This is a genomic window from Bradyrhizobium lablabi (assembly GCF_900141755.1).
GTDB classification, from domain to species: domain Bacteria; phylum Pseudomonadota; class Alphaproteobacteria; order Rhizobiales; family Xanthobacteraceae; genus Bradyrhizobium; species Bradyrhizobium lablabi_A.
In genome coordinates this window covers 7,121,364-7,130,704 of sequence record NZ_LT670844.1, presented here as the reverse complement: position 1 = coordinate 7,130,704, position 9,341 = coordinate 7,121,364, and the positions used below count along the sequence as shown (strand labels likewise).

9 protein-coding genes are annotated in these 9,341 nt (G+C 62.8%); 3 read left to right on the top strand and 6 right to left on the bottom strand.

The window, feature by feature from the left end; all coding sequences use genetic code 11:
• Positions 1–155 precede the first annotated feature (155 nt).
• A complete protein-coding gene (locus B5526_RS33185) occupies positions 156–932 on the bottom strand; it encodes an ATP12 family chaperone protein (protein WP_079543904.1) in 777 nt (258 codons plus the stop codon).
• Between the two features lie 92 nt (positions 933–1,024).
• On the opposite strand from B5526_RS33185, the gene B5526_RS33180 reads away from it, so the two are divergent.
• Positions 1,025–1,483, top strand: a complete 459-nt coding sequence (locus B5526_RS33180) for a hypothetical protein (protein ID WP_079543903.1) — start codon at positions 1,025–1,027, stop codon at positions 1,481–1,483.
• Here the strand turns inward: B5526_RS33180 and B5526_RS33175 are convergent.
• Positions 1,477–1,782 carry a hypothetical protein gene (locus B5526_RS33175; protein ID WP_079543902.1) on the bottom strand — a complete coding sequence of 102 codons (306 nt, stop codon included), beginning with the start codon at positions 1,780–1,782 and terminating at the stop codon, positions 1,477–1,479. The two genes, B5526_RS33180 and B5526_RS33175, sit on opposite strands and share 7 nt — an antisense overlap.
• Positions 1,783–1,823: 41 nt before the next feature.
• Entirely contained in the window at positions 1,824–3,020 is a 1,197-nt protein-coding gene (locus tag B5526_RS33170; protein WP_079543901.1) for an RluA family pseudouridine synthase, read from the bottom strand.
• Positions 3,021–3,145: 125 nt separating this feature from the next.
• Here B5526_RS33170 and B5526_RS33165 point away from each other — a divergent pair, with 125 nt between their 5' ends.
• Positions 3,146–4,087 carry an alpha/beta hydrolase gene (locus B5526_RS33165; RefSeq protein WP_079543900.1) on the top strand — a complete coding sequence of 314 codons (942 nt, stop codon included), beginning with the start codon at positions 3,146–3,148 and terminating at the stop codon, positions 4,085–4,087.
• 14 nt (positions 4,088–4,101) lie between these two features.
• Here the strand turns inward: B5526_RS33165 and B5526_RS33160 are convergent, their stop codons facing one another.
• Both B5526_RS33160 and B5526_RS33155 read right to left on the bottom strand, forming a co-directional pair.
• Positions 4,102–5,436: a replication-associated recombination protein A gene (locus B5526_RS33160; RefSeq protein WP_079543899.1), complete on the bottom strand. Its 1,335-nt coding sequence runs from the start codon at positions 5,434–5,436 to the stop codon at positions 4,102–4,104.
• The gene (locus B5526_RS33155; RefSeq protein ID WP_079543898.1) at positions 5,433–6,839 is read right to left on the bottom strand and encodes a DegQ family serine endoprotease; all 1,407 of its coding nucleotides are present in this window, start codon (positions 6,837–6,839) and stop codon (positions 5,433–5,435) included. Before B5526_RS33155 ends, B5526_RS33160 begins: the two co-directional genes overlap by 4 nt.
• A 430-nt stretch (positions 6,840–7,269) precedes the next feature.
• On the opposite strand from B5526_RS33155, the gene B5526_RS33150 reads away from it, so the two are divergent.
• Positions 7,270–8,856 carry an OprO/OprP family phosphate-selective porin gene (locus B5526_RS33150; protein WP_079543897.1) on the top strand — a complete coding sequence of 529 codons (1,587 nt, stop codon included), beginning with the start codon at positions 7,270–7,272 and terminating at the stop codon, positions 8,854–8,856.
• Positions 8,857–8,928: 72 nt separating this feature from the next.
• On the opposite strand, the gene B5526_RS33145 is transcribed toward B5526_RS33150, so the two are convergent.
• Positions 8,929–9,306: a winged helix-turn-helix transcriptional regulator gene (locus B5526_RS33145; RefSeq protein ID WP_079543896.1), complete on the bottom strand. Its 378-nt coding sequence runs from the start codon at positions 9,304–9,306 to the stop codon at positions 8,929–8,931.
• Positions 9,307–9,341: the final 35 nt, after the last annotated feature.

Genomic DNA, 9,341 nt, shown 5'->3' with positions numbered 1-9,341 from the left:
GCTGGGTCCGCGAAAGCTAGCGCAGCGTCGTAAACCTCTCGTTAACCGGAGAGCGCGATCAGCAAAACGGCAAGAGGTTTTGCTGATCGCGCTCTAAAATATCAATTAGCGCATGATCTTATCGCCAAATCGCTCACACTTTGGCGGATCATCCGCTACGGATTAACCGACCTGAGAATGGTCGCCGCGGCCTGGAAATCGACCAGCCGGGCGGCGCGGCGCGCCGCGACCTCTTCATCCACGCCCCATTTCTTGATGTTCCAGTCCTCATCGACATGGGCGGCGGCCCAGACCTGATCGGCATCGAGCACACCGCGCAAGAGCGCCAAGGCCAATAGCGCCGAGCCCGTCAGTGTCGTGATCACGTGCAGCGCCGCCACTCTCCAGGGGTCATCGGGTAGCGCCGCGCGCGCCGCGGCCACGGCCGTCTCGGGCTGACGGACATGCACGATGCCTTCGGCGAGAATGAAATGCGCGCCGAGCGCCTCCGCCGCCCAGAACAATGGCGGATCCCAAAGCGCTGCCTCACGCGCGACCAACCCGTCGGGATGCCCGGCGCGATAGAACAACAGATCCGACTGAAAATATTTCGCAATGTCCTCTTTGACGGCATCGACCCGGTCGACCACGGCATCGACGACACTGTTGGCAAATCGCGTCATCGGCATTGTCAGGGGATTGATCAGTTCCGGCTGCGCATCCCATTCGGCGACGATGGCGTCGGCAATCGCCCTGACCGGCGCGACTAACGGGCGCCCGGACGGCGCGCGGATCGGCTTGTCGTCGAGGGTAATCGCAAAGCCGTCCGGCGCGTCAACGACGCCGGCCTTGGCATAAAACCGCTTCCGGCGCGGGCTGCGCATCGTGCGCCGCACCGCCTCCTCCGGATCGAGCGGCGATTTTCCGGATGCTTCGTCGAACAGTTCACGCATTCAGGTTCTTTGGAGGTTTTTCGGCTTCCGTTGCCCACGGTATGTCCCGCGCAACAATATGATAAGGATGGACGCAAATAAAGCGAGCCGCGATGGCAAGGATTTTTGGGGCTTTTCTGACGGTACTTGCGGTTCTCGGTGCCGCGACCGCCTGGGGTGGATTCCGCTCGCCGGAATCGCTGGTCAGGAACGTCTATGCCTATTACGGCGACCGCTCGTCCGAGCTCTCGAGCGGACTGCCGCGCGATGCCGCCACCGCACACAAGTTCTTCGATCCGAGTTTGCAAGCGGCATGGACGTCTTCAAAAGACCAGCCGTATGACTTCTTGGTCCAGAGCCCGACCTGGAAACTCGGCGCGATCTCGATCTCGATCCTGCGCAAGCAATTCGACAAGACCTATGTCGGCGTAGCCTTCGACAATCATGGCCTCGCCGTCACGCTGAATTTTATCCTGGTGAACGGCCCCGACGGCTGGGTGATTGCGGACGTCGAGAGTCCGCACGATTCATTGCGGATGTTTCTGGCGCAATACCGGGGCCGCGATCACTGATTGGCGCAGGAGCGCGAATACGTCGCGCGGTCGCTCTGGTTAAACCCACTCGCCGCGGCTTGATCGAGACAGGTGCTGATCCGGTCGCTGAAGGAAGGACGCGGCGCCGGCGCATAGTTCTGGCGCACCGGCGCGTCCATCTGCGGGATCACCGGCGGCGCGATCTTCGGTTGCGGCAACGGAGGAGGCAGCGGCGCACTGAGTGGCGAAGTGCCGGGGGGAAGTAATTGCGCCGAGGCGACACCGCCGGAAAGCAGCGCCGCGACAAGTGTGCAGATGATGATCGATGAAAGTCTCATGAGGCTTATGTCGTGATGCCCCCAACAAACCGCAAGCTAAACTATTCTTCAGGCGCGTTCTCGATCGGGTCGAACCTGTCGGCCTCCAGCCCCAGCAGGTTCCATGATTGCAACATATGCGCCGGCAGCGGCGCGGTCGCGTCGATAAACCCGCCGCGCGGATGCGGAATCACGATCCGGCGCGCCAACAGATGCAGCCGGTTCTGCAGGCCGCCCGGAAGTTGCCAATTTTCCTTGTTGAAATATTTGGGATCGCCCACGATCGCGTGATCGATATGCGCCATATGGGCGCGCAATTGATGCGTTCGCCCGGTGACCGGTTTCAGCGACACCCAGGCAAGTTTTTGTGCCGAGGTTTCGACCACGGCATAATAGGTCACGGCGTGGCTCGCGCCCTCGTCGCCATGGGCTGCGATGCGCATGATGGTGTCTTCCTCGCCCTCCTCCTTGGCCAGATAGGTCGAGATCCTGCCCTGCTTCGGCTTCGGCACGCCGGCGACCAGCGCCCAATAGATCTTGCGCGCGGAGCGATGGCGGAACGATCCGGTCAACGCGGTCGCGGCGAACCGCGTTTTTGCCACCAGCAGACAGCCTGCGGTCTCCTTGTCGAGCCGGTGAACCAGCCGCGGCTTTTGGCCCTTGGCATCGCGCATCACTTCCAGCATCTGATCGATGTGCCGCGTGGTGCCGGAACCGCCCTGCACGGCGAGGCCGGCCGGCTTGTTCAGCACCATGACGTCGGCATCCTCAAAGAGGATCATTTCTTTGAGCGCTTGGAGCGTTTTCGCCCCCGCTTCCGAAAGGTGACCTGTCGCTTTCGGCGCGTCGAGTTTTAATGGCGGAATGCGGACGCTCTGCCCCTCTTCCAGCCGGTCCTTGCTATCGGCGCGCTTGCCGTTGACGCGCAATTCGCCTTTGCGGACGACGCGCTGGATGTGGGAGAACGACAGGCCGGGAAAACGCGCTTCCAGAAAACGGTCGACGCGCATGTTGTTCTCGTCCGCGGTCACGACAACGGTCTGCACTTTTGTCGGCAGCGGTGGCGGCTCGGCGGCGATCTTTTCGGGCTCCGCGATGAAGGGCGCCGGCTTTTCCGCGCGCGACGCTTGAGCGCGTGCGGTCGGCTTGCCACCCGGACGATACGCATGCGGCCGCTCGGCCTTTGAACCCCGATACGGACGCGCGCCCTTCGGGCGATCGCCCCGGGCTTTCAATGGTTTCTTGACGCGACGGCTCATGGTGGCTTGCTGCTCCGAATTAGGCCGTTGGGTAGCGCAAAAGCAACTGGTCGTCACGGCAAAATCAGTACAAATCGGGCGTGGGATCGACCATATTGGACAAGAAACAAACGGGAGCACCCCGGATGGCGCCACTGAAATCGGCCCTGGGCGTTCTCGCCGCGATGCTCGTGAGCGTGGCGTGGGCGCAGCAAAGCCCCATGTTGGAGGACATCGCGTGGAGGCTGGTGGAGATCGGCCCTGTCGTCGATTTTCAGAACACTGCCGAAATCTACGCGCCACTGCAGGAAAAAGAACCCTATCAGGGCGTCAAGGTCGAGCGCGATGTCAAATACGGCACGGCCGACCGCAATCTGCTCGATGTTTTCATATCGGAGACGGCGTCAGCGCCACGCCCGGTGTTGATGTTTGTTCACGGTGGCGCCTTCGTGTCCGGCGACAGACGCGAAGGCGGCAGCCCGTTCTATGACAACATCATGCTGTGGGCGGCGAGGAACGGCTTTGTCGGCGTCAACATGACCTATCGGCTTGCACCGCAAGCGAAATGGCCGGCCGGCGCGGAAGATATCGGCTCCGCCGTGCAATGGGTCACCAACAACATCGGCGGGCGCGGTGGCGATCCCGCGCGAATCTATCTGATGGGACATTCCGCCGGCGCCGTTCACGTCGCAAGCTACGTATCGCACCCGGAATTTTACAAAGTGAAAGGCGGCGGCCTTGCCGGTGCGATCATGGTATCGGGTCTCTACGATCTGGCGGCGATGCAGCTGGGCGATCCCGAACGCGCTTATTTCGGCGCCGACCCATCACGCTACGCAGAAGATTCTTCGCTGCGCGGTCTGGCGACGACAAGCATACCGCTGATGATCGTTGCCGCAGAAATGGATCCACCCGTATTCCTGCGGCAATTCGAACTGCTGAAGGACGCCACCTGCAAGAGCGCCAGCGGCTGCGCCCACGCGTTCATCCTGCCGCAGCACAGCCACATGTCGGAGGTGTATTCGATCAACACCGCGGATACGCGCCTGACGGACCAGATTCTGGATTTTGTCAGAACGGGAAAGTAGCGCGGCTTATGACGCTATTTCGGTCTCCGCTCCCTTCGCAGCTTCGCCCAATAATCCAGCCGCTTGCGAATCTCGCGCTCGAAGCCGCGGTCGGGCGGATCGTAAAAAGTCTGATGGCCGAGCGCGTCCGGGAAATAGTCCTGTCCGGAGAAAGCTTCAGGGGTGTCGTGGTCGTATTCATAGCCGGAGCCATAGCCCTCCGACTTCATCAACCCGGTCGGCGAGTTCAGGATGTGCTTTGGCGGCAGTAGCGAGCCGGCTTCTTTTGCCACACGCATCGCAGCTCCAAACGCGGTATAGGCGGCGTTCGATTTGGGCGCGGTGGCGAGATAGATCACAGCTTGGGCGATCGCGAGTTCGCCCTCGGGATGGCCAAGGAAGTCGTAGGCTTCCTTGGCGGCATTGGCGATCACCAGCGCTTGCGGATCGGCCAGCCCAATGTCCTCGACCGCCATGCGCACCACGCGGCGGGCCAGAAACAGCGGGTCTTCGCCGGCGTCCATCATGCGCGCGAGATAATATAGCGCCGCATCCGGATCGGAGCCGCGCACCGACTTATGCAGCGCCGAGATCAGATTGTAGTGGCCGTCGGCGGATTTGTCGTAGATCGGCGCGCGGCGCTGCAGGATGTCCTGCAATTGCCCGGCATTGAAGACCTCGCCTTCGCGCGCGGCGCGCCAGACCTCTTCGGCGAGCGTCAGCGCGGCGCGGCCATCGCCATCGGCCATCCGCACCAGCACGGCGCGGGCCTCCGCATCGAGCGGCAGTTTTTTGCCCTCGATCTTTTCGGCATGGGCAAACAGTTTTTCGATTGCCCCGGCATCCAGCGAATGAAACACCAGCACGCGCGCCCGCGACAACAGCGCGGCGTTGAGCTCGAACGAGGGATTTTCGGTGGTGGCGCCGACCAGCACCACGGTGCCGTCTTCCATCACCGGCAGAAACGAATCCTGCTGCGCACGGTTGAAGCGATGCACCTCGTCGACGAACAAGAGCGTGCCCTTGCCCATCTCGCGCCGGGCGCGGGCGGCATCGAACGCCTTCTTCAAGTCGGCGACGCCGGAAAACACCGCCGAGAGCTGCTCGAAATGCAGCTCGGTGGCGTCCGCCAAGAGCCGCGCCACCGTGGTTTTGCCGGTGCCCGGCGGGCCCCAGAAAATCAGCGACCCCAGCGTCCGCGTCGCCAACATGCGCGTCAGCGCGCCGTCCGCTCCCAGGATATGATCCTGTCCAACGACTTCCGACAACGTGCGCGGGCGCAATTTATCAGGAAGCGGATGCGGCGCGTCCTGCTCCAGCCCTGCGGCTGCGAACAGGTTTTGCGCCTCGCGTGGTCGCTTCGGGCTCATCCGCCGAGCGTGACGTTGATCTGCTGGCCGCCGCGCACCAGCGTGATTCGCCAGAGCCTTGAGGAATCCCGCGTCGCCTTTTCGAGATCGCTGGTCTTGGCGATTTTCTGGTGGTTGACCGCCAGGATGATATCACCCTTCTGGAACCCGACATTGGCGGCCGTGGTGTCGTCGCCCAACTCGGTGACCACGACGCCTTCGGTGTCCGCATCCAGATGCAGCTCGTCGGCAACCGCGGGCGAGATGTTGGCGACGGTGGCGCCCTGGAACGGCGAGCGCGTCGTCAGCGCGATTTCATTGCGTCCGGCATCGGGCGCGGTCTCGAGCGGCACCGCGAGCTTGATCGCCTTGCCGGCGCGCTGCACGTCGATCTGCGAGGTGCCGCCGAGCGGACGCGTCGCAAACCGGTAGTCGAACGCGTTGGGGTCGTCGACCGTCTGCCCGTCGATCGCGACGATCAGGTCGGACAGTTTTAGGCCGGCGCGGGCCGCCGGGCTGTTGGCGACGACGCTCGAGACCAGCGCGCCGCTCGGCAGCCGAAGCCCCAAGGTCTCGGCGATCTCCGGCGTCACCGCCTGCAGGCGCGCGCCGAGCCATGGCCGCTTCACCGCCTTGCCGCCGCTTTTCGCGGAAGCCACGACCACGCGCACCATGTTGGCGGGGATCGCAAAGCCGATGCCTTGCGATCCGCCGGAGCGCGAGAAGATCGCGGTGTTGATGCCGGCGAGCTTGCCGGTCATGTCGACCAGCGCGCCGCCGGAATTGCCGGGGTTGATCGCGGCATCGGTCTGGATGAAGAACTGGTAGTCGGTGATGCCGACTTGCGTGCGCGCCAGCGCCGAAATGATGCCGTGGGTCACGGTCTGCCCGACGCCGAAGGGATTGCCGATCGCCAGCACCACGTCGCCGACCATCAGCTCGTCGGAATTGGCAAAATCGAGCGTCGGGAATTGCTCGTGCACGCCCTTGAGCCGCAATACCGCGAGATCGCTGCGCGGATCCTTGAGGATGATCGAGGCCTCGAATTCACGCTTGTCCGAGAGCGAGACTTTTACCTCGTCGGCGCCTTCGATGACGTGGACATTGGTCACGACGAGACCCGATGGATCGACCATCACGCCTGAACCCAGCGACCGCTGCATCTGCTCCGGCTGCTGGCCGGGCACGCCGAAGAACCGGCGGAAGATCGGATCGTCGAGCAGCGGATTGCGGTTCTGCACCATCTTGGCGGCGTAAACATTGACCACCGCCGGCTGCACGCGCTGCACGATCGGGGCATAGGAGAGCTTCACCTCCGCCGGTGAGGCCGGCACGCGCCGGTCCTGCCCGGCCGCGTGATCGACCGCGCCCGCCAATGCCCCGACGCACAGCAGGGTGGTCGCAGCAGCAAAGTATTTGAGCATCTAAAACCTCTCAGGGGGAACCCGCCGGGAATATAACGCTTCGGCCGGCCAATAGAAGAGCGGTTTCTTCCATTCTCCCGGCGTCCGACGCCTGATTGGCGAGATTTCACCTTCCTTCGAATCACCCGTTTCAGACAGCGTGCATGGTCACATGACGAGCATCATATCCCTGTGGCCCCGATACCACATGGTGAAACCTTCTCGTCGCGTGAGGTTTGCGAACCGGCTTTGCTGTTCGCCGCATCGCGAGGCTGTCGTAGATTATCCTTGGCCTTGCCGGGCGTTTCGATCGGCCGGTGAGCCTCAGCGTAACGGTTGGAATTTGCAAAGTTGTCGCGATGGCTTTTCGCGCAATCGAAAAGACCATCTTCCTTCCTTCGCGTACGAAACGCGCGGCGGAATTCGTAACTGGATAGCAAGGGGTGATGTCATGTCGATAGCAAAACTGACTACAGCGGCCGCTGTCAGCCTGATCGGGGCATTGGTCACATCGCAAGCACGCGCGCAGTCTGCCGGAGCCGACGCCGAGATTGCCGCCTTGAAGCAGCAACTGCGCCTGATGGAGCAGAAGCTCGACGCGTTGCAGAAGCAGACGACCGCCAATACCGCCGCGGCAGCAAAGGCCAATGCGAAGGCCGATGCCAAGGTCAACGTTGCCAGCGCCAATGCCGCCTATCCCGTCAAGGGCCCTATCGCGCCTTCCGGCGCGGTCGTGACAATGCCGAACAACCGGCCAACCATCTGCACCGACGACGGTCAGAATTGCGTTGCGATCACCAGCCGGGTGCACTTCGATGGTGGCGGCTACGATTACCGGCCCAATACCGCGGCGACCGTTCCGCAACGCCTCGATGATGGCGTCAACGTCCGTCGTGCGCGGATCGGCGTAATCGGCAAATTCATGAGCGACTGGGATTACGCGCTGATCTACGACTTCGGCGGGGCTTCGGACGGTTTTGCCAGCACGGCCAGCGTCGGCGGAACGGCGGTCGGATTTCTTCCGGGTGGAGCCTTGTCGGGCATTGAAAACGCCTACCTCAGCTACACGGGTTTCAAGCCGTTTGGCGGCAGGCTCGCGATCGAAGGCGGCGTGATGGACTTGCCCTACACGCTGGATGAGGCGTCGAGCTCGAACGACATCCCGTTCATGGAGCGCGCCGCTTCCGGTATTACCGCCACCAACATCGCAGCCGGCGACTTCCGTTCCACCTTCGGCGCGCGCTGGTACACCGACAGGTTCTGGGCTGGCGCCTATGTGACGGGGCCCGCCATGGGAGCCATTCACTCTGCCTCCAGCATCAACCCTCCCGGCACCACCGAACAATACGGCACCGTCGCCCGCGTCGCCGGACAAGTTGTCAGCGGCAACGACTACTCGCTGCACATAGGCGGCGACGCTCAATGGCTGCTGCAGCCGCCGCACAATCTGATCGCGGGGACGCAAACGCTGACCTTGAGTGACCGCCCGGAATTGCGCATCGACCCGACCACGCTGGTCTCGACGGGTGCGATCGCAGGCGTATCCGGCGCCCAAGTCTACAGCGCCGAAGCGGCCGCGACGTATGGGCCGCTGTTCTTCCAGGGAGAATATTTCTGGTTCAATGTCGACCGTAATGCGTTCGCCCCGCTGCCCAGCCTGAAATTCCAGGGCGGCTATGCCGAGGCAGCCTATGTCCTGACCGGCGAAACCCGGCGCTACAATGCAGGCAGCGCCTCTTACGGCGGCATTGCGCCGGCAAATCCGTTCTCCTTGGCCGGCGGCGGCTGGGGCGCGTGGGAGATTGCTGGTCGTTACAGCACCATCGATCTCAACGATCGGCTCGGCTTTGCGAACGGCATCGCCGGCGGGCGGCAGACGATCTATACGCTGGCGCTGAACTGGTACGTCAACCGCAACGTCCGGTTTATGTTCGACTATCTGCACGGCAACATCACCAGGCAGATTAGTCCCACCAACTTCGGCGATGCCGGCGCCAAGTTCGATGCGTTCGCCATGCGGACACAGGTCGCATTCTGAGCGAGCAAGCCTGGCGGCCTCGCCAGTTCTGACAGGAGCAGCCACGGCTGCTCCTGCAGCCCCTGGAGACCCTCAAGCGGCGCGCTTGGGTGTCTTTACTGGGTCTGCGGCGGGTCCGCAGGAAAGCCGCTCCTGATGGCCTTCTCCCCACGCCTTCAAGGTGTCGATCACCGGACGCAGGCTCTCGCCGATCTCCGACAGGCGATATTCGACCCGGGGCGGCACTTCCGCATAGACCTTGCGGATCACCAGATTGTCGTCCTCGAGCGCGCGCAGCTGTTTTGTCAGCATGCGCTGGGTGATGCCCGGCATCCGCCGCCGCAACTCGCCGAAGCGCTGGGTACCGTTTTGCAGGTGATAGAGGATGACGCCTTTCCACTTGCCATCGATCAGGTCGAGCGTCGCTTCGACCGCGCAGCCCGGCCGGTGGGCAAAATTCCGCCGTTTCATGGGGGATTTTCCAATAGTATCCAAACAGGGACTAT

Excerpts from the sequence above, each read along its gene's own strand:
- B5526_RS33185 (WP_079543904.1), bottom strand. The coding sequence starts at position 932 with ATGCGTGAACTGTTCGACGAAGCATCCGGAAAATCGCCGCTCGATCCG.
- B5526_RS33145 (WP_079543896.1), bottom strand. The coding sequence starts at position 9,306 with ATGAAACGGCGGAATTTTGCCCACCGGCCGGGCTGCGCGGTCGAAGCG.
- B5526_RS33170 (WP_079543901.1), bottom strand. The coding sequence starts at position 3,020 with ATGAGCCGTCGCGTCAAGAAACCATTGAAAGCCCGGGGCGATCGCCCG.
- B5526_RS33175 (WP_079543902.1), bottom strand. The coding sequence starts at position 1,782 with ATGAGACTTTCATCGATCATCATCTGCACACTTGTCGCGGCGCTGCTT.
- B5526_RS33160 (WP_079543899.1), bottom strand. The coding sequence starts at position 5,436 with ATGAGCCCGAAGCGACCACGCGAGGCGCAAAACCTGTTCGCAGCCGCA.
- B5526_RS33150 (WP_079543897.1), top strand. The coding sequence starts at position 7,270 with ATGTCGATAGCAAAACTGACTACAGCGGCCGCTGTCAGCCTGATCGGG.
- B5526_RS33155 (WP_079543898.1), bottom strand. The coding sequence starts at position 6,839 with ATGCTCAAATACTTTGCTGCTGCGACCACCCTGCTGTGCGTCGGGGCA.
- B5526_RS33165 (WP_079543900.1), top strand. The coding sequence starts at position 3,146 with ATGGCGCCACTGAAATCGGCCCTGGGCGTTCTCGCCGCGATGCTCGTG.
- B5526_RS33180 (WP_079543903.1), top strand. The coding sequence starts at position 1,025 with ATGGCAAGGATTTTTGGGGCTTTTCTGACGGTACTTGCGGTTCTCGGT.